Genomic DNA, 21,994 nt, shown 5'->3' with positions numbered 1-21,994 from the left:
CCGGGCAGCAGGGAAAAATCCAGTCTTAGGGCAAATCTGCGTCAGGTCACAAGGCGAAACTGTTGCCGCGGTGCCGCTGTGCCCAGGCGCAGCGCGTCATAAGGATCTTCCTCCGCCAGCATCATATCCGCCACCTGGCGCAGCAGCTGGCGGCGCCCATTGCGCGAATAATACCCTCCGGGCACCTGCGAGGTTTCCAGAAGAAAGCGGCGGTAATCCTTGTAGGCGCGGCTGTCAGGGCGGCTGGCGGCGGCAAAGAATTCCGCCAGCGGCTGCTCCGAGACAAACTCAGGCTTGCCATAGACCGCGCGGCCAAACACCCGCAGCGGGATGCCGCGCCACAGCACCTGCTGGCCAGCGGTGGAATTGACGGTCACCGCTGTGCGCGCCTCGTTCAATAGCTGCGCCAGCTTGCCGCCGCGCACGTAATGCACCCGGTCGGCAATGCCATGCGCCCGCGCAAGCCGCCGCAGGGTGCGGCGCACTTGGGCACGGCCATCCTCCAGCGGGTGCGCCTTGATCACCAGGTGGTGGTGGCGCGGGGCGCCTGCGGCGAAACCGCCGATCACCTCCGCCAGGAATTCGCCCATGCTGCTGAACGGGGAATGCATCTGGAACGAGCTGTCATGCTCCAGCTGCAGCAGCGCAAGGTGATAGGGAAAGCCGCCGCCGCGGATGCGCTGCTCCGCCAGCCGCCGCTCCAGCGCCTGGACGGGCATCAGCAGCAAGCGCTTGAGGTAGAGCTGGAATTCCTTGGTTACAGGCAGCGCCCGGTGCGGGCGGAAGTTGCGGTACTTGCGGTTCCGGAACATCACGAACCAATGGTACAGCGCGCCATAGAAAACATGCTGGCGCATATCGCCCCAATGCGCAGGCGGCAGCGGCGCCTCCATGTCCGACAGCGCCAGCGCTTCCTGCATCTGCGGCACGGTCATGTCCATCAGCCGCGAATGGCCATTGGCGCCGCCGCGCTCATAGGTCACCCAGTAGGGACGCAAATAGCCTTCCTCAAACACATGCACCGTCAGCCCGCGCTGCCGGGCCGCCGCCACTGCGGCGGCGTGTACGGGCCGGGTGTCGCCGTAAAGCACAAGATCGGTGATGCCGCGGCTGTCCAGCAGCCCGGCCAGCACGTCAGGCCACTCCCGCTGCGGTCCGGTGAACGGAATAAAGCTCTCCCTGCCGCGCCAGAAGGCTTGATCGCCTGCATTGAACCCGACCCGCGCCACCTCGCAGCCCGCCGCCTGCAGCATTTTTCCGAGGGCAGCAAAAAACGGCCCGTGCGGGCCTTGCAGGAACAGAAAGCTCCGGTGCTTTTCGGCAGGGGTGGGCATCACAGGGGGCTGAACTCGAAAGACTAAGATAAGGATCGGATAATATTTGAGTGCGGCGAAACTAAGGCTTCAGCGGGGGGGATGGCAAGCCGGGGCTTGTGAAGACCGCACGGCTTGGCTACCTCTGCCGCAGGATAGACATTGCACCGGCGGGGAGCGCACCCATGTTCACAGGCATCATCACTGACGTTGGCACCATTGCCGAACTGGAGCAGCAGGGCGACCTGCGGGCAAGGATCCGCACCGGCTATGACACCGCCACAATCGACATCGGCGCCTCGATCGCCTCCGATGGGGTCTGCCTGACGGTGATCGCGCTGGGCGACGACTGGTACGACGTGCAGGTCTCGGCGGAGACCGTCTCAAAGACCAACCTCGGCGCCTGGACCGTGGGCAAGCGGGTGAACCTGGAGCGCGCGTTGAAAGTGGGCGACGAACTGGGCGGCCATATCGTGTCCGGCCATGTGGACGGCGTCGCCGAAGTGGTTGCCATGACGGACGAGGGCGACAGCACCCGGGTCACCCTGCGCGCGCCGCAGGCGCTGGCCCGCTTCATCGCCCCCAAGGGCTCGGTGGCGCTCAATGGCACCTCGCTGACGGTGAATGACGTGGATGGCTGCGATTTCGGCATCAACTTCATTCCGCACACCAAGGAGGTCACCACTTGGGGCGATGTGAAGGCGGGGGATCAGATCAACCTGGAAATCGACACCCTGGCCCGCTACGTCGCGCGGCTGCACGACGCCGGATAAGGGCAGGGCTCTTTCATCTTTCCCGAAATACTCCGGGGTGAGGCCGCCAGGCCGAGGGGCAGCGCCCCTCATGCGCCGGGGCGTCGGGGAGCAAACGCTCCCGCCCCTTTTGCCTGCATCACATATGCCGTCAAAAGCGTTGGGCCGCGCGCGCCGCCAAGGCGGCGCGTCACCACATGTCGCCAACGGTGTAGCCCGCCGGGAAGGGGTCGCTGGGGTCCAGCGTGTACTGGCTCAGCCCGTAGATCCAGCCTTGCCCTGACAGCGTTGGGACAATCGCTTGGTAGGGCCCAACCTGCGTTTCCTCCACGATCCGCCCGGTAAAGGTGGTGCCCAGCGGCCCGGCGTTCACATAGTCCTGGCCTAGCCCCAACAGCCCGCGCGCGTGCAGCACCGCCATCTTGGCGCAGGTGCCGGTGCCGCAGGGCGAGCGGTCGAGGATGCCGCTGGCGTCCTGCGGGCGCTCCGGATCGAACGGGCCGGTCGAAAGGGTGACCGCTCCGCGCCCATGGGTTCCTTCCGCCACCGGCGCGCCCCAAAGGTTGGTGATGGTCGGGCCGGAAATTCCGGGGTTGTCCGGATGCACCACCGGCAGCTGCTCGGCGGCGGCGTGGCGGATCGCCTCTGACACCCGAACGATCTCCGCGCCGTTGTCCGCATCGAGCGCAACGCCCAGAGTTTCGGCCCCGGCCAGCACAAAGAACATGCCGCCCCAGGCCACATCCACAGTGACGGTGCCCAATCCCGCCACCTCCACCTGCGCATCCAGATGCATGGCAAAGGCCGGCACGTTCCTGAACTCTACCCGCGTCACCTTGCCATCGCGGCATTCGGCCTTCACCCGGATCAGCCCGGCGGGGGCCTCCAGGGTCAGCTCCGTCACCGGCTCCGTCATCGGCACGATTCCGGTCTCCAGCAGCACCGTCACCACGCAGATGGTATTGGAGCCGGACATCGGCGGGTATTCGGTCTGCTCGAAAATGATGAAGCCCGCATCGGCCTCCGGGTGGCAGGGCGGCACGATGGCATTGCCGCACAGGCCGGGATTGCCGCGCGGCTCGCGCAGCATCGAGAGGCGGATCTCGTCATGGTTGGCGGCCATGTCCTGCATCTTCTCGAACACCGAGCTGCCCCGCAGCAGCGGCATGCCGCCGGTGATCACCCGGCCCGGTTCGCCCTCGGCATGAACTTCGACGGCTTGCAGTATGCGGGATGCGCGCATGTCCGGTCCTCCCAACCATCTGGCATCTGGGATCCTGAATTGGATCCAAAGCCAGTTGTGCACAGCTGCACAGGCCGCGTCCAGACCCCCTGGTGCCGTTTGCGGGACTGGCATTTGCCGCCGGCCTGGGCTATCTGGCTGGGAAAGAACCCGCAGTGCCAGGCGTGCTGCCCATGCACATCGAAAGGCTGCCATATGAGCTTTGAAAAACCGGGGCCGGTTGAGGCGCAACTGCGCGATGCGATCAGCCCGATTGAAGAGATCATTGAAGAGGCCCGCCAGGGCCGCATGTTCATCCTGGTCGACCATGAGGACCGCGAGAACGAAGGCGACCTGGTGATCCCGGCGCAGCACGCCGATGCCGCCGCGATCAATTTCATGGCCACCCATGGCCGCGGTCTGATCTGCCTGACCCTGCCGGCCGAGCGGATCGAGGAGCTGGGCCTGCCGATGATGGCGCTGCACAACTCGTCGCGCCATGAGACCGCCTTCACCGTCTCCATCGAGGCGCGCGAGGGGGTCTCCACCGGCATCTCCGCCGCTGACCGCGCGCTGACCGTGGCCACCGCCATCGACCCGGAGAAATCCGCCGCCGACATCGCCACGCCGGGCCATGTGTTCCCGCTGCGCGCGCGCCGGGGCGGGGTGCTGGTCCGCGCGGGCCACACTGAGGCCGGCTGCGATGTGGCGCGGCTGGCGGGCCATTACCCGGCGTCGGTGATCTGCGAGATCATGAAGGAAGACGGCACCATGGCGCGCCTGCCCGACCTGGTCGAATACGCACAGAAACACGGGCTGAAGATTGGCACCATCTCCGACCTGATCACCTACCGCGCCCGCAACGACAACCTGGTGGTGGAAACCTCGCGCGAGACCGTGACCTCGGAATTCGGCGGCGAGTGGGAAATGCGGCTGTTCACCGACCAGACCCACGGTATCGAGCATGTGGTGATGATCAAGGGGGACATCACCACGCCGGAGCCGGTGCTGGTGCGCACCCATGCGCTGCATGAGGCGACGGACATCCTGGGTCTTGGCCCGAAATCCGCCCGCCAGCTGCCCCGCGCGATGGAGATCATCGCCGAAGAGGGCCGCGGTGTGGTGACCCTGTTCCGCCAGCCGCGCAACGCGCTTTATGCCAACGAGGACGAAGGCCCGCGCACGGTGACCATCAAACAGACCGGCATCGGCGCCCAGATCCTGTCGGGCCTGGGCCTGCATGAGCTGGTCCTGCTGACCGACTCGCCCTCCACGAAATACGTCGGGCTGGACGCCTATGGCCTGTCCATCACCGGCAGCCGCCCCATTCTGAAGGACGCTTGATATGGCCGGACATGAAACCCACTACACCCTGCCGCGCGCAAAGTTCGACAAGCCGGTGAAGCTGCTGATCGTTGTCGCGCCCTACTACAAGGATATCGCCGACAATCTGGTCGCCGGCGCCGCGGCAGAGATCGAAGCCGCAGGCGGCACCTTTGAAATCGTGGAAGTGCCTGGCGCGCTGGAAGTGCCGACCGCAATTGCGATTGCCGACCGCAGCTCAAACTTCGACGGCTATGTGGCGCTGGGCTGCGTGATCCGCGGCGAGACCACACACTACGACACCGTCTGCAACGACAGCTCCCGCGCGATCCAGCTGATGGGGCTGCAGGGCCTGTGCATCGGCAACGGCATCCTGACCGTGGAAAACCGCAAACAGGCCGAGGTGCGCGCCGATACCGCCGATCAGAACAAAGGCGGCGGCGCGGCGGCTGCGGCCTTGCATCTGATCGCACTCACGCGTAAGTGGGGCGCCCAGACCAAAGGCATCGGCTTCAAAGCGCCCGCAGGGGCGTATCAGGTCGCCGGTACAGACAACGGATCCACCAGCGCATGAGCACCCAGGACAGCCGCCCCAAGGGCAATGGCAAGAATCAGATGAGATCGGCAGCGCGGCTTTATGCGCTGCAGGCGCTGTTCCAGATGGAACAGAGCGGCCAGACCTTTGACCAGGTGATCGTTGAGTTCGAGGACCACCGGTTCGGCGCTGTCTATGAAGGTGACGAGATGGCGGAAGGCGATGCCAAGGTCTTCCGCAAGCTGGTGCGTGAAGCGGTGAACTATCAGGCGCGGATCGACCAGATGACCGACCGCGCGCTGGTGGCGAAATGGCCGATCGCCCGCATCGACCCGACCCTGCGGGCGCTGTTCCGCGCGGCGGGGGCTGAGCTGACCCAGTCCGACACCCCGCCCAAAGTGGTGATCAACGAGTTTGTCGACATTGCCCGCGCCTTCTTTCCCGAAGGCAAGGAGCCGAAGTTCGTCAATGCCGTCCTGGACCACATGGCGCGGGAGGCCAGGCCGGACGCGTTCTAAGACCGGCCGGCACAGGGTTTTGAGGATAAAAGGGCGCGCCGCGGGGCGCGCTTTTTTTGTTTCAGGGGCTGGTGCTGCGCAAAGGGTGCGACAAATTCCGCTCATCCTGCCCGCAACCGCTGGACGGCGCTGCAAAGGCTGATAACCTCTTCGAGCTTATCTGGAGGACTCAGATGCCTGAACTGGTGAAAATGTATATCCGCAATGTTCTGATCGGCTTTGGAATCGCGGCCGCCTTTGTCGCGGTGCTGCTGTGGTTCAACGTGATGAACCTCTGGTCGCTGGTCACCGCCTCGGATGCGGGGCTGCTGGCGGTGTTCCTGCTCTGGTTCATGCATGGCATCGTCTTTGCCGGGGTGCAGTTCGCCTGGGCCGTAATGGCGATGGCTGAGAAAGGCACCGGCCCCCGCCGCGGCACGCCTGTGGTTGATGCGTTTCAGCCGGTGAAAGTGCCCGCCGAAAAGCCATCCCAGGCACAGCGTCAGTTGCGCACCCGCCGCTGATACGCGGAATAACGGAAATCCGAACCGCGCTTTCCTGACGGAGGGCGCGGTTTTCTTTTGCGGAGGGGGGGGAAGCGGCGGGACCACCAGTCAACCGTGCGGCTTTGATTCCCGAGGACCTGTATATACAGGTGGGCGCCAGGTAAACGGACCAGGATCCGCACAGAGCCAGCTCCCTCGGAATTGCTTAAGGCCACCGGAATGCTGCCTGTCACGAGAAGGGCAGAACCCGCCAAGGCCGTAAGTAAGCTGCCCGGCCCCTTGTTACAAGGGGAACGCGGGGCGGGCTTTCATCATTTCCCGGCAAAACCGCGGGATTGCAATTTGTTCACCAATTGTTCACATTCGCACCCATGATGGAAGATCTGCAGCCCGGACAAAAACTGGCCCGCGGGGTGTCGCGCTGTCTGCGCTCGCTCGGATTCGCGCCGCTGGAGGAATTCGTGCCCGCCCGCGGCTTGCGGGTGGACGTGATGGCGCTGGGGCCGAAGGGCGAGCTTTGGGTCATCGAATGCAAATCCAGCCGCGCAGATTTTCAGGCCGACAGCAAGTGGGAAGGCTATCTGGAGTGGTGCGACCGCTATTTCTGGGCGGTGGACATGGATTTTCCGGCCGAGCTGCTGCCGGACGGCACCGGGCTGATCATCGCTGATCCCTATGATGCGGAAATCATCCGCATGGCGCCGGAGGACAAGCTGGCGCCGGCCCGGCGCAAGAAGCTGGTGCAGAAGTTCGCCATGGACGCTGCCCGCCGCCTGCAATTCCTGCGCGATCCGGTCCCGGGCAAGGACGGGCTGCTGCTGGGCGGGGCAGGGGGCGCAGATCTGGAAGTATAAGGCGGAGGGACGCGCTCCCGCGCCTGCAGGTGCCCCGGCTGCGCCGGGTCCCCTTGGCAGCCTTGGGCCCGGCAGCGCGCCTTCGGCGCCCTGCTGGCGGCCGCGCGCTGCGCTGCCGCGCCAAGCGGTCGAGCTTGCGGCAGAACCGGGAACCGGCCCGGTCACAGGGGCGGCGGCCTAGACGCCCCGGATCACTTGATGCTGCGCGCCGCTTGGGCTGCTGCGCGGATCTCGTCGGCGATCTCTTCCGCCTCTTCCGGATCGAAGTCCATCGGAATCTCGGCGCCGCCCGCCTCGATGAAGATCCGCACCATGCCCTGATCGGTCGGGCCGATTTGCAGGTTTGCCTCGATGTCGCGTTCGGTATTGATACTCATCTTGCACTCCCTAGCCGGTCAGCGGAATGCAGCCGGTGCTAGCCCGCCGCACGCTGAAAGGCAAGCCGCCTTTGCGCTACACTAAGGCATGACGGATGTGATCTTGCGCCGATTCGCCCCGACCGACATGCAATGGCTGGTAGCCCGACACCAGGATCTCTATGCCCGCGAGGCGGGCTTCGACCAGACCTTCGGGCCGCTGGTCGCCGACATCCTGCACAGTTTCTGCGCGGGCCATGATCCCGCCTGCGAGCGGGGCTGGATGGCCGAAAGCCGCGGTGAGCGGCTGGGGACGGTGTTCTGCATGAAGAAGGACGCGGAGACCGCGCAATTGCGGCTGTTCCTGCTGACCCCGGAGGCCCGCGGCAAGGGCCTGGGCAAGCGGCTGTTGCGCGAGTGCGTGGAATTTGCCCGGGCCGCGGGGTACCGGGGCATGATGCTGACAACCCATGAAAGCCACCGCACCGCCTGTGCCCTGTACCGCGCGTTCGGCTGGCAGCTGACGGGCAGCCGCCCGGTGCGCAGCTATGGCCAGGACTTGGTGGAACAGACTTGGCGGCTGACGTTTGAAACCGCCGGCGCCTGATTTCCGCTGGGCGGGCTGCGCTGGATTCGGCTGCAATTGCAATCGCTTGTGGATAAATTCCGGGCGGATGCGGCGGATTGCAGAAGGTCTCGCACCAGACGTCCGGCAGCCGCGGTTTTCTGCGGCAGAAACGTGAAAAAACCTCTTGCGTGCCCCTGGGACGTGCTATAAATGCCCCCTCAGTGCCGCCTTAGCTCAGTTGGTTAGAGCGCTGGATTGTGGATCCAGAGGTCCCCCGTTCAAGCCGGGGAGGCGGTACCATCCCCCCCTATTAGAAATCACTATCCAGAACGCTCCGAGCACCTTTGTGGGACAGTCCTTCGAACTTGGGCTTTTGCTGCTGTTGATTGCGGCGGCACAGAGCGTGCTCTGCGATGCCATCTCCGTGTTTCAGTGCCGGAGGAGTGGCGGGAAGCAGGCCGGCCGCCGCCTGAACCAGCGGCCGGCCCCGGCCTCAATCAGCCGTGGTTGTCGTCGTCGTGGTGGTCGTGGTGGTGCCGTCATCGTCGTCGGCAATCACGACCAGAAACAGGGCGCCCGCGATCACCCCGGCTGTGGCACCGGCCGAAAGGCCGGTCTCCGGCATGCGGCTGGTGCTGGACTGGGCCACGGCTTCGGCACCTGGCGCCTGGCAGGTCACCTGCAGCGAGCCGTTTGGAAGATAGCTGGCGGAAACAGGCACCCCGGCACCGCAGGCCAGACGGCGCTTGGCCTCTTCCAGGGCCGGGTCCGCGGCCTGGGCAAAAGCCGCCTGGCCGGCGAAGGCGAGCGGAATTATCAGCGTGGCCGCCTGCAAGATACTGGTATACATGGATAAACAACCTTATGATTAGGAACGTATTCAGATTAGTTAACGGCTGAGCACCGGGCAATAACGCAGATACCTGGTTTCCGGGTTCCGGCAAGATGCCGCGCAGTGCCGCTGCGCGGAGCGGGCGGCGGCGGGTGCTTTCAGCGATGCAGCGGGGGTAACGAGATGCTGAATTCAATTGCCAAGACCTTGACCGCAGGGGTTTCCTGCCTGGGCCTGGCCGCCGCGCCGGCCCTTGCGCAAAGCCCGGGACCGTTTGTTTACACGGTGGTGGTGCCGGGCGGAGAGTTCGGCTCGGCGGCCTTTCTGGCGGAGCTGCTGGCGACGCTGGCTACGGCCAAGGCCTTTTGCCGCGCGACTGGTGATTCGGCGCTGCAGGTCGACTGCCTGTCCGAACGGCTGGAAGCCGCAGCGGGCAGTATTCCCGAGGATACCGATTACGACGAGGTGCGCAGCGTGCTGCAGGACAGCTCCGGCAGGCTCAGGCAGCTGGCCCGCCAGAACCGCGATCCCGACCGGAGCCGGGTGACCGTCTCCAGCGCAAGCGATCCGGCAGAGCGCACTAACCGGCCGCTCACTCCGGTGCGCGCCTCGGCTCAGGCGGCGGTCAACCGCGAAGCCGCCCGCATTCTGGATGACGCAGCCACCGTCCTGCTGCGCAGCGCGGAAACGGCGCAGGACCGGCAGACCCAATACGCTCAGATCGCCGCTGCAATCGACTCCAACAAGGTTCTGCTGAGGTCCTGAGCCGGGCGGCTCAGTCCGTGATTTGCACCGTTTGACGCAGCGCGCCGGTCTCGCGGTCGTAGATCAGGATGCGGTTGTCCCGGCTGACCACCGCGATCCAGTCCCGGCCCAGGGTCACCGCCTCTGCCTCCGCTCCGGCGGGCAGGGCGATTTCCGCAGGCAGCGGTGCATCACTTGCCTGCAGGCGGATGACAAGCAGTGAGATTATCACTACAAGCCCGCCAATCATCACCACGGTCAGCGTGGTCACCAGCCGCCGCAGAAACCGGATCTGCGGCGGCTCCGTTTGGATTTCGGTCTCGGAAGGATCAGTCATGGGCAGCCGCCGGATTGAGTTTGTCATCGCGGAAAACCCGCCTAAGCGGCTTGATAAAGCGGTTTCGCGCGATGTGCCAGAGGAGGCCGCCCTGTCGCGCACCCGGCTGGCGCGGCTGATCGGGGAGGGGGCGCTGACCGTGGATGGCGCCGTGGTGCAGGACCCAAAGGCCAACGTGGCGGCTGGCGCGGTTATCGCGATCGAGGTGGAAGAGGCTGAAGACAGCCATATCGGCCCCGAGGACATCCCGCTGGAGATCGTCTTTGAAGACGGCGACCTGATCGTGATCAACAAGCCTGCGGGCATGGTGGTGCATCCGGCGCCGGGCTCGCCTTCTGGCACCCTGGTCAACGCGCTGCTGCATCATTTCGGCGGCAACCTGTCGGGTGTCGGCGGGGTCAAGCGCCCGGGCATCGTGCACCGCATCGACAAGGAGACCAGCGGCCTCCTCGTGGTGGCCAAATCAGATGCCGCGCATCAGGGGCTGGCCGTGCAATTCGAGAAGCACACGGTGGAGCGCTACTACCAGGCGGTCTGCTACGGCGTGCCCGACGGCAACGATCCGCGCCTGCGCGGCGTCAAAGGGGCGAGCTTCGAGCCTGGCAATATCCTCAAGCTCACCACCCATTTGGCCCGGCACAAGACCGACCGGCAGAAACAGGCGGTGCTGTTCCAGGGCGGCCGCCACGCGGTGACCCGGGCCCGCATCTGCGAAAGCTTTGGCAATCCGCCCTGCGCGGCGCTGATCGAATGCTGGCTGGAAACCGGCCGCACCCACCAGATACGGGTGCATATGGCCCATGCCGGCCACAGTCTGGTGGGCGACCCCACCTATGGCGGCCGCCGCAAGCTGCCCGCCAAAGCGCTGAGCGAGGAGGCGCAGGCCGCAGTGCGGGCGTTCCCGCGCCAGGCCCTGCACGCCGCGGTGCTGGGGTTCGCGCACCCGGTCACCGGCGAACTGCTCAGATTCGAGGCACCCCTGCCGCAGGATATGGCGGATTTGCTGGCGGCTTTGCGCCAGTAATTTGCGCCAGTAAACTATCAGCAAATAAGTGTGTTCTGCCCTGTGATGCAATTCACAGACGGCAGCGCCGGCGCTAACATAGAAGAATTCCACAAGCGGTCCTTGAAAAGGACTTAGCGCTAACACATATGCGCTAATGTTAAGTCCTTATACATTTTGGGAGGGACACTTTATATGGCGAATTATGCAAACCTGCCTGCCCCGACGCCCGAAGGCGGCCTGAACCGGTATCTCCAGGAAATCCGCAAGTTTCCGCTGCTGGAGCCGGAAGAGGAATACATGCTGGCCAAGCGCTGGGTGGAAGAACAGGATGCGGCCTCGGCCCATAAGATGGTGACCTCCCATCTGCGGCTCGCGGCCAAGATCGCCATGGGCTACCGCGGCTATGGCCTGCCGCAGGCCGAAGTGATCTCCGAGGCGAATGTTGGCCTGATGCAGGCGGTGAAACGCTTTGACCCGGAAAAGGGCTTCCGCCTGGCGACCTACGCCATGTGGTGGATCCGCGCCTCGATCCAGGAATATATCCTGCGCTCCTGGTCGCTGGTGAAGCTGGGCACCACCTCGGCGCAAAAGAAACTGTTTTTCAACCTGCGCAAGGCCAAGGCCCGCATCGGCGCGCTGGAAGATGGCGACCTGCGCCCCGAGAACGTCAAGCGGATCGCGACCGACCTTGGCGTGACCGAGGATGAAGTGATCTCGATGAACCGCCGCATGTCGGGCGGCGATGCCTCGCTGAATGCCACCGTCGGCAGCGAGGGCGAGGGCACCATGCAGTGGCAGGACTGGCTTGAGGATGAAGATGCCGATCAGGCCGGCGATTATGAGGCCCGCGATGAGCTGGAAGTGCGGCGCGAGCTGCTGGCCGAGGCGCTGGACGTGCTCAACGACCGCGAGAAGGACATTCTGACCCAGCGCCGCCTGATGGATCAGGCTGTGACGCTTGAGGATCTGAGCTCGCAGTACAACGTCAGCCGCGAACGCATCCGCCAGATCGAGGTTCGGGCGTTCGAAAAGCTGCAGAAGAAGATGCGTGAACTGGCCAGCGAAAAGGGCATGCTGTCCAGCGCCTGACCTCTGCGTCCCCAAACAGCGTGTAAAGGCGGTGCCGCGGCGCCGCCTTTTTTCTTGCGTGCAGAGCGTGCCGGGCTGCTGGCGGTTGTGCTGGCTTTACGGCAGCAGTGTTTCCCCAATGTTTCGCGCGCGAAACATTGGGTCAGCTTGGCTGACCTGAAGGGCTGGCGGTTGCTGGCGGGGGGACCTGTCTGGCGCGTGCCTGGCCGCTGCGGGCTGGGTGCGCTCAAGCTGGATAGGGATGGCTGGCGAAGCTGCTGGCTGCAAGGCTGGCGCGTGGCTGGCTGAAATCACTCTGGTGGCTGGCGTCGCTGGCGGTCTGGCTGGCCCGAAGGGGGGCTGGAGCGCTGGCTGCTTGCGGCCTGGTGAGTCTGGCTTGCTCGCAATTTCTGTATCCTGTGTATCGGGCGGCATAAGGGCGGTCAAGGGAAAATGCAATAAAATCAAATAGTTGATAGATTTACTCGGTTATTGCCGCCGCAGGGCACTGGTCAGGGCGGCTGTGCGGCCCTACATTCACATCCTCTGGCACAGGAGGAGGAGCCATGGCTGGCGGCTGGGCGCAGGACGGCGCGGTGAATGAGCAGATCGAAGCTTCGATCAATGATGAACTTGCACGCCTGAAGGCGCAAAAGCGACCGGTGGGCGAAAGCCGGACCCATTGCGCCGAGTGTGAGGAGCCGATCCCGGAAAAGCGCCGCGCGGCCATTCCGGGCGTCAAGCTGTGCATCGACTGCCAGCAGGAACGCGATGGCGCGCATCAGGCGCGCGGCGGCATCAACCGGCGCGGCTCCAAGGACAGCCAGCTGAAATAAGCGCTGCCGGCGTCTGGCCGGGCTCTTACCGCCTTCTGCGCCGCAGCCAACGGCGGATCAGCTTTATGTCCATGGCGGCCACGAGAACGCCAAGCGGGACCATCCAGAAGCCAAGCACCGGCAGAAACCCGAAGATGCCGCCAAGGATCAGCAGGATACCCAACACCAGCCTCAGCCCGCGCGGCACATGCGCGCGGACCCAGGCAAAGAACGGGCGGAAGCGGTCTTTGAAACTGTCCTTCCCGGCCACTTAACCCTCCGCCGCCAGGCCCATCCGCAGAATGTGCTGCGGACCGGCAAGGCCGTGGGGGTAGATGCCGCCGGTATCGGCAAAACCGCCCTTCAGGTAGCAGCGGATGGCACTTGGGTTCTGCATGTTGACCGTCAGCAAAACCGCACCGCGCTCCGGGTAGCGGGCGGCAAGGTAGGGTTGCAGGGCTAGCACAGCCGCAGTGGCATAGCCTTTGCCCTGATCGCGGCTGTGGATCATAAAGGCGCGCAGGCCCAGCTCATCCGCCCGGGCGAACTCATAGGTCTCGTGATACAGCCGGTCGGTCTTGAAGAAGCCCACCGCGCGGGCGCCGTCGAGGACGGCGTGAAAATCCACGCCCTCCTCATCTTCTTCAAAGGCCTGCGCCACGGTGCCGCTAAAGCGGATCTGATCCGGCGTCACCTGGATGCGGGAGACCAGATCAAATTCGCTGCGGGCCACCGGGCGCAGGCAGAGGCGCATCAGTCCTCCATCGCCTCCAGCTCATCAATGAAGCCGGAGATCATGCTGAGGCCCTTGTCCCAGAACTTGGGGTCGGTGGCATCGAGGCCAAAGGGCGCCAGCAGTTCCTTGTGGTGCTTGGAGCCGCCCGCCTTCAGCATCTCGAAATACTTGTCCTCGAAACCTTCGGCGCCGCTCGCATAGACGGAGTAGAGCGCGTTCACCAGGCCATCGCCGAAAGCATAGGCGTAGACGTAGAAGGGCGAGTGCACGAAGTGCGGGATATAGGCCCAGAAGGTCTCGTAACCGTCCATGTATTCAAAGGCTTCGCCCAGGCTTTCCGCCTGCACCGACATCCAGATGGCGTTGATGTCATCCGGCGTCAGCTCACCCTCGGCGCGGGCGGCGTGCAGTTTGCATTCGAAATCATAAAAGGCGATCTGGCGCACAACCGTGTTGATCATATCCTCGACCTTGCCGGCCAAGAGCACCTTGCGCTGCTCCTTAGTTTCGGCCTTGTCCAGCATCTTGCGGAAGGTCAGCATCTCGCCAAAGACAGACGCGGTTTCCGCCAGCGTCAGCGGGGTGGAGGACAGCATCTCGCCCTGTTCGGCCGCCAGCACCTGATGCACGCCGTGGCCCAGTTCATGCGCCAGGGTCATCACGTCGCGCGGTTTGCCCAGATAGTTGAGCATCACATAGGGGTGCACGTTGGTGACGGTCGGATGTGCAAAGGCGCCGGGCGCCTTGCCGGGTTTCACGCCGGCGTCGATCCAGCCGTCCGAGAAGAAGGGGGCTGCGATTTCGCCCATACGGGGGTCAAAGGCCTCATAGGCCTCCATCACCGTCTTTTCGGCCTCGTCCCAGCCGATAATGCGGCTATCCTCCAGCGGCAGCGGCGCGTTGCGGTCCCAGACCTGCATCACGTCCAGCCCCAGCCATTTGCGCTTCAGCTCGTAATAGCGGTGGCTGAGCTTGGGGTAGGCGGCAACCACCGCCTCGCGCAGTGCCTCGACCACTTCCGGTTCAACATCGTTGGACAGGTGGCGGCCGGTCTGAGCGCTGGGCATGCCGCGCCAGCGGTCGATGATTTCCTTTTCCTTGGCTTGCGTGTTGTGGACGCGGGCGAAGGTCTTGATGTTCTCGCCGAAAACGCGGGCCAGTTCGCGGGCGGCGGCCTCGCGCTTGCTGCGGTCCTGCTCGGTCAGCAGGTTAAGGGTGCCTTCGATGTTCAGCTCTTCACCATCAACGGTGAAGGTCAGGCCCGCGATGGTTTCGTCAAACAGCTTCTCCCAGGCATCGCCGACAATGCCGAGGTCGTGCATGAACTTTTCTAGCTCGTCCGACAGTTGGTAGGGCTTCATGGCGCGGATGCGGCGGAACACGCTGGCATAGCGGGCGAGTTCTTCATTGGCCTCCAGATGCGCCTGCATCGCGTCATCTTCGATCCGGTTCAGCTCCAGCGTGAAGAACACCAGCGGGGTGGTGGCGATGGTCACCTTTTCCTGGCAGTCCGACAGGAAGGCCGCGCGGTCCGCGTCGGTGGTCAGCTGGTAATAGCGCAGGCCGGCGAAGGACATGATGCGCCCGGCGATGTTGTTGATCTTCTCGTTGCGCTGCACGCATTCCAGCAGCCCGTCTGCGTCCAGATCTGCCAGCTTGCCCTCGTAGTCGGCGGCAAAGGCGGCGCATTCCTTTTGCAGCCAGTCCAGATCGCGGGCCAGTTCGGGCGCGTCCTCAGACGCGTAAAGATCGCTGAGGTCCCATTCCGGCAGTTTGCCGAGGCCGCCGGAACCGGCAGTGGCGTTTGCGTCGCGGACGGGGAAGGGAAGCTGGAACATGGGGGCTCCTGTCATGAGAAATGCTTTGATCCAACATCTAAGCGGCGGCTTGCGGGATCACAAGCAGCCGGGGGCGGATCAGCGCAGGAGAATGACAGAGACGGGTAACGGCCGGGTAAAGGGGGCGCGCGCTGAACAGGCAACGGGATGTCGCGGGGGTCAGCCGCCGTGCTGCTCGAACAGGCGGCACATGCGGGAGAACACATGCGCGCGGATGTCCGGGGTTTCCATCATCACTTCGTGCTGGCCGCCCTCGATCAGGTCCAGCTCGCCGCCGGGCCAGCGGTCCATGCGGTCGTGGATCGCCTCGCAGTTGACGATCTGCTCGTCGGTGCCCAGGAATGTGATGCAGGGCAGCGCGGGGGAGGGCTGCTGCGCCAGCCAGGCGCATTCCTCCAGGCTGACGCGCAGCCATTGGATGGTGGGGCCGCCAAGCGCCAGGTCCGGCTGCGCCTCCAGCTGGGCGTGCATCATCCGGTACATCTCCGGATCGGTGGTCAGGGTGTTGCCTTCAAACGGGGTGACCTGGACATATTGCTCCAGCGCAGTGGTCGGCAGCAGCCGCTCGTGCAGGCGCAGATACGGCGCGATCCCGCTGAGGACGCGCACCAGCGGGCGCATCATCGGCGGGATCTGGATGCCCCACATCGGGCCGGTGAAACAGCAGGCATTGACGTCCAGCCCTTCGATCAGCGCCCGCAAGCCGATGGCGCCGCCCATGGAATGGCCCACCAGGAACCAGGGCCGGGGCAGCTCCAGCTGGTCCGCCAGCGCCGTGAGTGCCTGCACGTCTTTCTGGAAATCGGTGAAATGGCCCACGTGGCCCAGACGGCGCTCTGCCAGCATCCGCCCGGCCAGCCCCTGGCCGCGCCAGTCCGCGGTGAGGGTGGCATAGCCGCAGGCGGCAAACTCCGCCGCGGCAAGGCCGTATTTTTCGATATACTCGGTGCGCCCGGGGAACAGCAGGACCGTGCCCTTGGCCGTCCCCCCGGGGTGCCAATGGCCCGCACGGATGCGCAGGCCGTCAGCGGTCTGGACCCAATGGGCTGCGCCGTTCGCCGGCCCCTGCGCGATCTCCGCAAACAGGGGGGCGGGCTGCAGCTCCACCGGGGCGCCGTCCATCAGGCCAGCGCCGCCGCCAGCTTCATCGCGGCGCCCATGTCGCCGTCGATGGTCAGCTTGCCGGACATGAAGGCGGCGGTCGGGTTCAGCTCACCGTCCAGGATCGCCTGGAACGTGTCGGCATCTGCGGTCATCGTCACGTCCGCTTCTTCATCGCCGGCACGGGCGCCGGCGCCGTCCAGCATGATGGCGCCCAGGCCTTCGATCTGGAACTTGGCGGTGGAATCGAATTCGCCCGCATCCAGTTTGCCGTTCAGGGCTTCTGCCGCCTGTTCAAGGGTAACGCTCATATCGGTCCTCAATCTATTTTGCGCGCTTATAGCACAAACCTGTGAAGCATGTGCATCCAATACTGGAAAATACAGCGCGCGGGATTACACTGGGGGCATCATGCTGGCAAATTTTCCAAAGCTCAAAGCTATCGTGGCGGCAACAGCGTCCGCTGCCGCGTTTTCCCTCTCCGGGCAGGCGCTGGCGCAGGCCGTGCCGGCCGATGTGCTGCTGCAGGATCTGGCCTCTGCCGGCGCAACGGAGGCTGCGGCGATTGACCGCGAGCTGCAGGCGCTATGGGCCAAAAGCGGCTCGCCCTCCATGGACCTGCTGTTGCGGCGCGGCACCGACGCGATTGAACGCGGCGATCTGCAGCAGGCGGCAGAGCATCTGACGGCGCTGACAGACCATGCGCCGGAGTTCGCCCGCGGCTGGTATCAGCGCGCGCGGGTCTATTTCGCGATGGGGCTCTACGGTCCGTCAGTTGCCGACCTGGAGCGCGCGCTGGCCTTGAATCCCAAGGATTACAACGCCATTTACGCGCTGGGCGCGCTGTTCGAGCAGTTCCGTGAGCCTGCGCGCGCCTACCAGGCCTACCAGCGCGCCAAGGCTATACATCCGCACCACGAGGAAGTAAGCAGCGCCCTCGAACGTCTGAAGCTCTCTGTCGAGGGCAGGGAACTCTAAGCCCTCTCGGGGGCGGGGGCTGAAGCAATGGCAAGCGCATCGCGGATCGTGGCCGTCCTGGGCCCGACCAACACCGGCAAAACCCATTACGCCATCGAACGCATGCTGGGTTACCGCACCGGGGTGATGGGATTCCCGCTGCGCCTGCTTGCGCGCGAGGTCTACGACAAGGTGGTTGCGGCCCGCGGGCCCTCGGTGGTGGCGCTGGTCACCGGCGAGGAGCGTATCGTGCCGCCGCGGGCGCAGTACTGGATCTGCACGGTGGAGGCGATGCCCGAGGGCATGGGATGCGATTTCCTGGCCATCGACGAGATCCAGCTCTGCGCCGACCCGGAGCGCGGCCATGTCTTCACCGACCGGCTGCTGCGCGCCCGTGGCACGTTGGAAACTCTGTTCCTGGGCGCCGACACCATGCGCGGCCCGATTTCGGCACTGGTGCCGGGCGTCGAGTTCCACCGCCGCGAGCGGATGTCCGATCTGGTCTATACGGGTTCGAAAAAGATAAGCCGGATGCCGCCGCGCACCGCCATCGTCGGGTTCTCGGTTGATAATGTCTATGCCATTGCCGAGCTGATCCGCCGCCAGAAGGGCGGCGCGGCGGTGGTTATGGGGGCGCTTTCCCCGCGCACCCGCAACGCCCAGGTGGCGCTCTACCAGAATGGCGAGGTCGATTACCTGGTCGCCACCGACGCCATCGGCATGGGGCTCAACCTCGATATCGACCATGTGGCGTTTTCCTCCACCACCAAGTTCGACGGCCGCCGGATGCGCCCCTTGGCGCCCAATGAACTGGCGCAGATCGCAGGCCGCGCCGGCCGCGGCATGAGTCACGGCACCTTTGGTGTTACCGGCGATGCCCGGCCGCTGGATGAAGGCACCGCCTCGGCGATCATGAACCACCAGTTCACGCCGCTGAAAAAGCTCAACTGGCGCTCTGCCGATCTGCAGTTCGGCACCGTCGAGGCGCTGATCAACTCGCTCGAATCAAGCCCCTCGAACGAGCATCTGACCAAGGCGCGCGAGGCCGACGACCTGGGTGCGCTGAAGATGCTGTCGCGCGAATCCGCCATCATCGCCCGCACCACCAATGCGCAATCGGTGAAACTGCTGTGGGATGTCTGCCGGATTCCCGACTTCCGCGGCATCAGCCATGCGGAACATACCTCGCTTCTGGGCGTTATTTTTGAGCATCTGCACGGCGGCGGTGTGGTGCCGGACGACTGGTTGGCCCGCCAGATCAAGCGGATTGACCGGACCGACGGCAACATAGATACCCTGTCCAAGCGTCTGGCCTTTATCCGGACGTGGACATATGTCGCGCAGCGGAATGGCTGGCTGCGTGACGAAAGCCATTGGCGCGGGGAGACGCGCGCTGTAGAAGACAGACTGTCAGACGCGCTGCACGAGCGCTTGACTCAGCGATTTGTGGACCGGCGCACATCCGTGCTTCTGCGCCGGCTCAAACAGAAGGAGGCCCTTTTGGCCGAAGTGAATGACAAGGGTGAAGTGACGGTCGAAGGCGAATTCGTCGGCCGTCTGGAAGGGTTCCGGTTCAGCCCGGACAAAGGCGCGCAGGGTGCTGAGGCAAAAGCCTTGAAAGCGGCCTCGCTGCAGGCTTTGGCGCCGCAATTCCATCTGCGTGCGGACCGGTTCTATAACGCACCCGATACCGAGATCGATTATACCGAGCAGGGCGGCCTGATGTGGGGCGGCGATGCGGTGGGCAAGCTGGTGGCCGGCGCGGACGCGCTGAGCCCGCAGATCGAGGTGTTCGTCGACGACGCCGCCGGGCCGGATGTCGCCCAGAAGGTGGAGCGCCGCCTGCTGCATTTCATCACCCGCAAGATCAACGCGCTGTTCGAGCCGCTGCTGGACCTGCAAAAGGACGAAGAGCTGACCGGCCTGGCGCGCGGCTTTGCCTTCCGGATGGTCGAAAACCTCGGCGTGCTGCCGCGTGCAGGCGTTGCGCAGGAGGTGAAGGATCTGGATCAGGACGCCCGCGGCGCGCTGCGCAAGCACGGCATCCGCTTCGGCCAGTTCACCATCTTCATGCCGCTTCTGCTGAAGCCTGCGCCGACGCGTCTGCGCCTGGTGCTGTGGTCGCTGGCCAACGGCCTGCAGGACTTCCCCGAGGCGCCGCCGCCGGGTCTGGTCACCGTGCCGTCGATCAAGGACGCGCCCGAGGGCTATGACACTATGTGCGGCTACCGGGCTGCGGGCGAGCGGATGATCCGCATCGACATGCTGGAGCGCCTGGCCGACATGCTGCGCGCCGAAGACAGCCGCGGCGGTTTTGAAGCCAAGGCCGACATGCTGTCGATCACCGGCATGACGCTGGAGCAGTTCGCCGACCTGATGCAGGGCCTGGGCTACAGCGCCGAGAAGGGCGAGCGCCAGAAGGTCAAGCCGGTGGATGCCGTCGTGACCGAAACCGGCACCCCGTCCGAAGACAAGCCGGTGATGGACGCCGCCGCCGAGGTCGAGAACACGCCTGCTGCCGCACCGGCAGAAGAAGGTGAAGCCGCACCCGCCGACGTGCCCGCAGGCACCGAAGCGATCGAGGATGCAGGCGTTGCCCCGGTGGCCGAGGAACCGGCCGAGCCGGTGGCTGAGACGCCGGTTGCAGAGACTGCTGCGGCTGAAACCCCGGTGGGCGAAGCGGCCGACGCCGCGCTCGACGCAGCGGAGACGGAAGTCTTTTACACCTTCACCTGGGGCGGCACCCGGGGCGGCCGTCAGGGCGGCCAGCGCCAGCAGAACCGCCGTCCGCAGGGCGACGGCAAACCGGGCGGCAAGGGCAAGCCGCGCGGCGGCAAAGGCGGCGGCGAAGGCGGCCACGGCAAACCGGGCCGCAAGGGCGGTCCGCGCCAGGACAAGGGCGCCAAGACCTATTCCTCGCGTCCCGCCAAGAAGGAAAAGCAGATCGACCCGGACAACCCCTTTGCCGCTGCGCTGATGGGGCTGAAACAGGGCGACTGATCCGGCCATGGCCGACGGCGCGCCCCGGATCCGCATCGACAAATGGCTGTGGTATGCGCGGTTTTTCAAGACCCGCAGCCTGGCCGCCAAACAGGTCGGCGCGGGCCATGTGCGCGTCAACGGCACCAAGGCATCGAAACCGGCTCAGAACGTCTCCCCCGGGGACGTTCTGACCTTCGCCCAGGGCAAGGTGATCCGCGTGGTCCGCATCGAGGCCACCGGCGAACGCCGCGGCCCGGCGCCGGAAGCGCAGGCCCTTTATTCCGACATGACGGAAAAGCAGGAAAAAATTCCGGCCAATCCCAAGTTCGAAGGAAAAGGCCGCCCGGACAAAAAAGCCCGCAGGGCGCTTGATCTTACTCGCAAGCAGGATACCCTTTGACGGCTTGAAGCCTTGGCCGGTCTGGATTAGCTAGGCGCAAACGGATAACGGGACTCGGTACTATGACCTATGTCGTGACGGAAAACTGCATCGCCTGCAAATACACCGATTGTGTCGAGGTGTGCCCGGTGGACTGCTTCTATGAGGGCGAGAACACCCTGGTGATCCACCCCGACGAATGCATCGACTGCGGCGTCTGCGAGCCGGAATGCCCGGCGGATGCGATCCGTCCGGACACCGAGCCGGACATGGACAAGTGGGTTGAATTCAACCGCAAATACTCCGAAATGTGGCCGGTGATCGTGTCCAAGAAGGACCCGCTGCCCGACGCCGAAGAACGCGACGGTGAAGAGGGCAAGATGGAGAAGTATTTCTCCGAGGCACCCGGCGAAGGCGGCTGATTCTCCCTCCTGCGCAGCGATGGCGCAATTGTGCAAAAAACCGCCGCATTGCATAGGGATTTTGCGGTCCCTGACCAGCGGGCTGTCTTTCAGGCGGCCCATTTTTATGATATACTCAGGCCACAATAGGCAAAAGAAATCGGAGTCCGCCCCGGGCGCACGCCTTAAGCGGTGCGTACTTTGGGCGGTATTTCTGCGAAGAAAATGTCCCGGGGACTGGTCCAGACGAACTGGCCGGAGTCCGGTGCTTTTTCGCGTTAATGCCGGTGCCGCCCGGCTGTGAGTGAGGAAAAACCTGTATGACCAAGTCGAAGAAGCTCGAATTCCGCCCCGATGATTACGTGGTTTACCCGGCGCATGGCGTTGGCCAGATCATCTCGATCGAGGAGCAGGAAGTGGCCGGCTTTGCGCTGGAGCTTTTCGTGATCACTTTTGAAAAGGACAAGATGACCCTGCGGGTGCCGACCAACAAGGCGACCGAAGTGGGGATGCGTTCGCTGAGCTCGCCCGATGTGATCGAGCAGGCGATGAAGACGCTCAAGGGCAAGGCCAAGGTGAAGCGCGCGATGTGGTCGCGCCGCGCCCAGGAGTATGAGCAGAAGATCAACTCCGGCGACCTGATCTCGATCGCCGAAGTGGTCCGCGATCTGCACCGCACGGACGATCAGCGCGAGCAGAGCTACTCCGAGCGCCAGCTGTATGAGGCCGCGCTGGAGCGCCTGACCCGCGAAGTGGCCGCCGTCTCCGGCAATGATGAGATCGCCGCTGCCAAGCAGGTGGACGAGGTTCTGACCTCCCGCGCTGCCTGATCAGCCGATCACAAGACAGAAAGGCTGTGCCTGAGAAGGCGC

The 21,994-nt window shown here is 64.6% G+C and carries 26 protein-coding genes and 1 tRNA gene; 17 read left to right on the top strand and 10 right to left on the bottom strand.

Features of this window, described 5'->3' with window-relative positions; genetic code table 11:
• Nucleotides 1-41: 41 nt before the first annotated feature.
• A complete protein-coding gene (locus B2P87_RS13250) occupies nt 42-1,334 on the bottom strand; it encodes a capsule biosynthesis protein (RefSeq protein ID WP_141889854.1) in 1,293 nt (430 codons plus the stop codon).
• Nucleotides 1,335-1,498: 164 nt separating this feature from the next.
• Here B2P87_RS13250 and B2P87_RS13245 point away from each other — a divergent pair, with 164 nt between their 5' ends.
• Entirely contained in the window at nt 1,499-2,086 is a 588-nt protein-coding gene (locus B2P87_RS13245) for a riboflavin synthase (RefSeq protein ID WP_058284348.1), read from the top strand.
• A gap of 169 nt (nt 2,087-2,255) precedes the next feature.
• Here B2P87_RS13245 and B2P87_RS13240 read toward each other — a convergent pair whose 3' ends face one another.
• Entirely contained in the window at nt 2,256-3,308 is a 1,053-nt protein-coding gene (locus B2P87_RS13240; protein ID WP_141889855.1) for a proline racemase family protein, read from the bottom strand.
• A 195-nt stretch (nt 3,309-3,503) separates the two neighbouring features.
• Here B2P87_RS13240 and ribB point away from each other — a divergent pair, with 195 nt between their 5' ends.
• The 5 genes from ribB (at nt 3,504) to B2P87_RS13215 (ending at nt 7,002) form a co-directional block, all read left to right on the top strand.
• Nucleotides 3,504-4,631, top strand: coding sequence for a 3,4-dihydroxy-2-butanone-4-phosphate synthase (gene ribB / locus B2P87_RS13235; protein WP_058284350.1), 1,128 nt, complete (start codon nt 3,504-3,506; stop codon nt 4,629-4,631).
• 1 nt (nt 4,632) lies between these two features.
• Entirely contained in the window at nt 4,633-5,184 is a 552-nt protein-coding gene (locus B2P87_RS13230; RefSeq protein WP_058284351.1) for a 6,7-dimethyl-8-ribityllumazine synthase, read from the top strand.
• Entirely contained in the window at nt 5,181-5,663 is a 483-nt protein-coding gene (gene nusB / locus B2P87_RS13225) for a transcription antitermination factor NusB (protein ID WP_058284352.1), read from the top strand. Before B2P87_RS13230 ends, nusB begins: the two co-directional genes overlap by 4 nt.
• Nucleotides 5,664-5,836: 173 nt before the next feature.
• Nucleotides 5,837-6,166, top strand: a complete 330-nt coding sequence (locus B2P87_RS13220) for a hypothetical protein (RefSeq protein WP_141889856.1) — start codon at nt 5,837-5,839, stop codon at nt 6,164-6,166.
• Between the two features lie 353 nt (nt 6,167-6,519).
• Nucleotides 6,520-7,002, top strand: a complete 483-nt coding sequence (locus tag B2P87_RS13215; RefSeq protein ID WP_058284486.1) for an MmcB family DNA repair protein — start codon at nt 6,520-6,522, stop codon at nt 7,000-7,002.
• Between the two features lie 191 nt (nt 7,003-7,193).
• On the opposite strand, the gene B2P87_RS13210 is transcribed toward B2P87_RS13215, so the two are convergent.
• Entirely contained in the window at nt 7,194-7,379 is a 186-nt protein-coding gene (locus B2P87_RS13210; protein ID WP_058284353.1) for a DUF6324 family protein, read from the bottom strand.
• 88 nt (nt 7,380-7,467) lie between these two features.
• On the opposite strand from B2P87_RS13210, the gene B2P87_RS13205 reads away from it, so the two are divergent.
• Nucleotides 7,468-7,965: a GNAT family N-acetyltransferase gene (locus B2P87_RS13205; RefSeq protein ID WP_141889857.1), complete on the top strand. Its 498-nt coding sequence runs from the start codon at nt 7,468-7,470 to the stop codon at nt 7,963-7,965.
• A 184-nt stretch (nt 7,966-8,149) separates the two neighbouring features.
• A tRNA-His gene (locus tag B2P87_RS13200) sits at nt 8,150-8,226 on the top strand.
• Nucleotides 8,227-8,419: 193 nt separating this feature from the next.
• On the opposite strand, the gene B2P87_RS13195 is transcribed toward B2P87_RS13200, so the two are convergent.
• A complete protein-coding gene (locus tag B2P87_RS13195) occupies nt 8,420-8,776 on the bottom strand; it encodes a hypothetical protein (protein ID WP_058284355.1) in 357 nt (118 codons plus the stop codon).
• Nucleotides 8,777-8,941: 165 nt separating this feature from the next.
• On the opposite strand from B2P87_RS13195, the gene B2P87_RS13190 reads away from it, so the two are divergent.
• On the top strand, nt 8,942-9,523 hold the full coding sequence (locus tag B2P87_RS13190; RefSeq protein WP_141889858.1) for a hypothetical protein: 582 nt from the start codon (nt 8,942-8,944) through the stop codon (nt 9,521-9,523).
• Between the two features lie 10 nt (nt 9,524-9,533).
• On the opposite strand, the gene B2P87_RS13185 is transcribed toward B2P87_RS13190, so the two are convergent.
• Nucleotides 9,534-9,839 (bottom strand): DUF6476 family protein, encoded by a 306-nt coding sequence (locus tag B2P87_RS13185; protein ID WP_058284357.1) that lies wholly within the window; start codon nt 9,837-9,839, stop codon nt 9,534-9,536.
• Between B2P87_RS13185 and B2P87_RS13180 the strand changes: the two genes are divergently transcribed.
• From B2P87_RS13180 to B2P87_RS13170, 3 genes are all read left to right on the top strand, one after another.
• A complete protein-coding gene (locus B2P87_RS13180) occupies nt 9,838-10,863 on the top strand; it encodes an RluA family pseudouridine synthase (protein ID WP_141889859.1) in 1,026 nt (341 codons plus the stop codon). The genes B2P87_RS13185 and B2P87_RS13180 overlap by 2 nt on opposite strands.
• Nucleotides 10,864-11,037: 174 nt before the next feature.
• Nucleotides 11,038-11,934 carry an RNA polymerase sigma factor RpoH gene (rpoH, locus tag B2P87_RS13175; RefSeq protein WP_141889860.1) on the top strand — a complete coding sequence of 299 codons (897 nt, stop codon included), beginning with the start codon at nt 11,038-11,040 and terminating at the stop codon, nt 11,932-11,934.
• Nucleotides 11,935-12,479: 545 nt separating this feature from the next.
• Nucleotides 12,480-12,749 carry a DksA/TraR family C4-type zinc finger protein gene (locus tag B2P87_RS13170; RefSeq protein WP_008557604.1) on the top strand — a complete coding sequence of 90 codons (270 nt, stop codon included), beginning with the start codon at nt 12,480-12,482 and terminating at the stop codon, nt 12,747-12,749.
• A 25-nt stretch (nt 12,750-12,774) separates the two neighbouring features.
• On the opposite strand, the gene B2P87_RS13165 is transcribed toward B2P87_RS13170, so the two are convergent.
• The 5 genes from B2P87_RS13165 to B2P87_RS13145 all read right to left on the bottom strand — a co-directional run bounded on the left by B2P87_RS13165 (nt 12,775) and on the right by B2P87_RS13145 (nt 16,714).
• Nucleotides 12,775-12,999: a hypothetical protein gene (locus B2P87_RS13165; RefSeq protein ID WP_027243491.1), complete on the bottom strand. Its 225-nt coding sequence runs from the start codon at nt 12,997-12,999 to the stop codon at nt 12,775-12,777.
• Entirely contained in the window at nt 13,000-13,482 is a 483-nt protein-coding gene (locus tag B2P87_RS13160) for a GNAT family N-acetyltransferase (RefSeq protein ID WP_141889861.1), read from the bottom strand.
• Nucleotides 13,482-15,302, bottom strand: a complete 1,821-nt coding sequence (locus B2P87_RS13155; RefSeq protein WP_141889862.1) for a M3 family oligoendopeptidase — start codon at nt 15,300-15,302, stop codon at nt 13,482-13,484. Before B2P87_RS13155 ends, B2P87_RS13160 begins: the two co-directional genes overlap by 1 nt.
• Nucleotides 15,303-15,461: 159 nt before the next feature.
• Nucleotides 15,462-16,424 (bottom strand): alpha/beta fold hydrolase, encoded by a 963-nt coding sequence (locus B2P87_RS13150; protein WP_141889863.1) that lies wholly within the window; start codon nt 16,422-16,424, stop codon nt 15,462-15,464.
• Nucleotides 16,424-16,714 carry an SCP2 sterol-binding domain-containing protein gene (locus tag B2P87_RS13145; protein WP_008554433.1) on the bottom strand — a complete coding sequence of 97 codons (291 nt, stop codon included), beginning with the start codon at nt 16,712-16,714 and terminating at the stop codon, nt 16,424-16,426. Before B2P87_RS13145 ends, B2P87_RS13150 begins: the two co-directional genes overlap by 1 nt.
• A 100-nt stretch (nt 16,715-16,814) precedes the next feature.
• Between B2P87_RS13145 and B2P87_RS13140 the strand changes: the two genes are divergently transcribed.
• The 5 genes from B2P87_RS13140 to B2P87_RS13120 all read left to right on the top strand — a co-directional run bounded on the left by B2P87_RS13140 (nt 16,815) and on the right by B2P87_RS13120 (nt 21,952).
• Entirely contained in the window at nt 16,815-17,381 is a 567-nt protein-coding gene (locus B2P87_RS13140) for a tetratricopeptide repeat protein (RefSeq protein ID WP_141889864.1), read from the top strand.
• A 27-nt stretch (nt 17,382-17,408) separates the two neighbouring features.
• Nucleotides 17,409-20,360 (top strand): helicase-related protein, encoded by a 2,952-nt coding sequence (locus tag B2P87_RS13135; RefSeq protein WP_141889865.1) that lies wholly within the window; start codon nt 17,409-17,411, stop codon nt 20,358-20,360.
• A gap of 7 nt (nt 20,361-20,367) precedes the next feature.
• A complete protein-coding gene (locus B2P87_RS13130) occupies nt 20,368-20,742 on the top strand; it encodes an RNA-binding S4 domain-containing protein (RefSeq protein WP_141889866.1) in 375 nt (124 codons plus the stop codon).
• 62 nt (nt 20,743-20,804) lie between these two features.
• Nucleotides 20,805-21,143, top strand: a complete 339-nt coding sequence (gene fdxA / locus B2P87_RS13125; RefSeq protein WP_027236939.1) for a ferredoxin FdxA — start codon at nt 20,805-20,807, stop codon at nt 21,141-21,143.
• 299 nt (nt 21,144-21,442) lie between these two features.
• Nucleotides 21,443-21,952, top strand: a complete 510-nt coding sequence (locus B2P87_RS13120; protein WP_008553660.1) for a CarD family transcriptional regulator — start codon at nt 21,443-21,445, stop codon at nt 21,950-21,952.
• The last annotated feature ends 42 nt before the right edge of the window (nt 21,953-21,994 follow it).

Origin of the sequence: Leisingera sp. UBA4491 (genome assembly GCF_002388965.1) — a bacterium.
Taxonomy (GTDB): domain Bacteria; phylum Pseudomonadota; class Alphaproteobacteria; order Rhodobacterales; family Rhodobacteraceae; genus Leisingera; species Leisingera aquaemixtae.
Note: the sequence above shows the minus strand (reverse complement) of the source record. Positions and strands in the feature narration are given on the sequence as shown.

What these genes read in the sequence shown, in the direction of transcription:
- B2P87_RS13185 (WP_058284357.1), bottom strand. Translation starts at nt 9,839, where the DNA reads ATGACTGATCCTTCCGAGACCGAAATCCAAACGGAGCCGCCGCAGATC.
- fdxA (WP_027236939.1), top strand. Translation starts at nt 20,805, where the DNA reads ATGACCTATGTCGTGACGGAAAACTGCATCGCCTGCAAATACACCGAT.
- B2P87_RS13190 (WP_141889858.1), top strand. Translation starts at nt 8,942, where the DNA reads ATGCTGAATTCAATTGCCAAGACCTTGACCGCAGGGGTTTCCTGCCTG.
- B2P87_RS13180 (WP_141889859.1), top strand. Translation starts at nt 9,838, where the DNA reads ATGGGCAGCCGCCGGATTGAGTTTGTCATCGCGGAAAACCCGCCTAAG.
- B2P87_RS13215 (WP_058284486.1), top strand. Translation starts at nt 6,520, where the DNA reads ATGATGGAAGATCTGCAGCCCGGACAAAAACTGGCCCGCGGGGTGTCG.
- B2P87_RS13195 (WP_058284355.1), bottom strand. Translation starts at nt 8,776, where the DNA reads ATGTATACCAGTATCTTGCAGGCGGCCACGCTGATAATTCCGCTCGCC.
- B2P87_RS13160 (WP_141889861.1), bottom strand. Translation starts at nt 13,482, where the DNA reads ATGCGCCTCTGCCTGCGCCCGGTGGCCCGCAGCGAATTTGATCTGGTC.
- ribB (WP_058284350.1), top strand. Translation starts at nt 3,504, where the DNA reads ATGAGCTTTGAAAAACCGGGGCCGGTTGAGGCGCAACTGCGCGATGCG.
- nusB (WP_058284352.1), top strand. Translation starts at nt 5,181, where the DNA reads ATGAGCACCCAGGACAGCCGCCCCAAGGGCAATGGCAAGAATCAGATG.
- B2P87_RS13220 (WP_141889856.1), top strand. Translation starts at nt 5,837, where the DNA reads ATGCCTGAACTGGTGAAAATGTATATCCGCAATGTTCTGATCGGCTTT.
- B2P87_RS13230 (WP_058284351.1), top strand. Translation starts at nt 4,633, where the DNA reads ATGGCCGGACATGAAACCCACTACACCCTGCCGCGCGCAAAGTTCGAC.
- B2P87_RS13140 (WP_141889864.1), top strand. Translation starts at nt 16,815, where the DNA reads ATGCTGGCAAATTTTCCAAAGCTCAAAGCTATCGTGGCGGCAACAGCG.
- B2P87_RS13120 (WP_008553660.1), top strand. Translation starts at nt 21,443, where the DNA reads ATGACCAAGTCGAAGAAGCTCGAATTCCGCCCCGATGATTACGTGGTT.
- B2P87_RS13155 (WP_141889862.1), bottom strand. Translation starts at nt 15,302, where the DNA reads ATGTTCCAGCTTCCCTTCCCCGTCCGCGACGCAAACGCCACTGCCGGT.
- B2P87_RS13240 (WP_141889855.1), bottom strand. Translation starts at nt 3,308, where the DNA reads ATGCGCGCATCCCGCATACTGCAAGCCGTCGAAGTTCATGCCGAGGGC.
- B2P87_RS13170 (WP_008557604.1), top strand. Translation starts at nt 12,480, where the DNA reads ATGGCTGGCGGCTGGGCGCAGGACGGCGCGGTGAATGAGCAGATCGAA.
- B2P87_RS13150 (WP_141889863.1), bottom strand. Translation starts at nt 16,424, where the DNA reads ATGGACGGCGCCCCGGTGGAGCTGCAGCCCGCCCCCCTGTTTGCGGAG.
- B2P87_RS13245 (WP_058284348.1), top strand. Translation starts at nt 1,499, where the DNA reads ATGTTCACAGGCATCATCACTGACGTTGGCACCATTGCCGAACTGGAG.
- rpoH (WP_141889860.1), top strand. Translation starts at nt 11,038, where the DNA reads ATGGCGAATTATGCAAACCTGCCTGCCCCGACGCCCGAAGGCGGCCTG.
- B2P87_RS13145 (WP_008554433.1), bottom strand. Translation starts at nt 16,714, where the DNA reads ATGAGCGTTACCCTTGAACAGGCGGCAGAAGCCCTGAACGGCAAACTG.
- B2P87_RS13250 (WP_141889854.1), bottom strand. Translation starts at nt 1,334, where the DNA reads ATGCCCACCCCTGCCGAAAAGCACCGGAGCTTTCTGTTCCTGCAAGGC.
- B2P87_RS13135 (WP_141889865.1), top strand. Translation starts at nt 17,409, where the DNA reads ATGGCAAGCGCATCGCGGATCGTGGCCGTCCTGGGCCCGACCAACACC.
- B2P87_RS13205 (WP_141889857.1), top strand. Translation starts at nt 7,468, where the DNA reads ATGACGGATGTGATCTTGCGCCGATTCGCCCCGACCGACATGCAATGG.
- B2P87_RS13210 (WP_058284353.1), bottom strand. Translation starts at nt 7,379, where the DNA reads ATGAGTATCAATACCGAACGCGACATCGAGGCAAACCTGCAAATCGGC.
- B2P87_RS13130 (WP_141889866.1), top strand. Translation starts at nt 20,368, where the DNA reads ATGGCCGACGGCGCGCCCCGGATCCGCATCGACAAATGGCTGTGGTAT.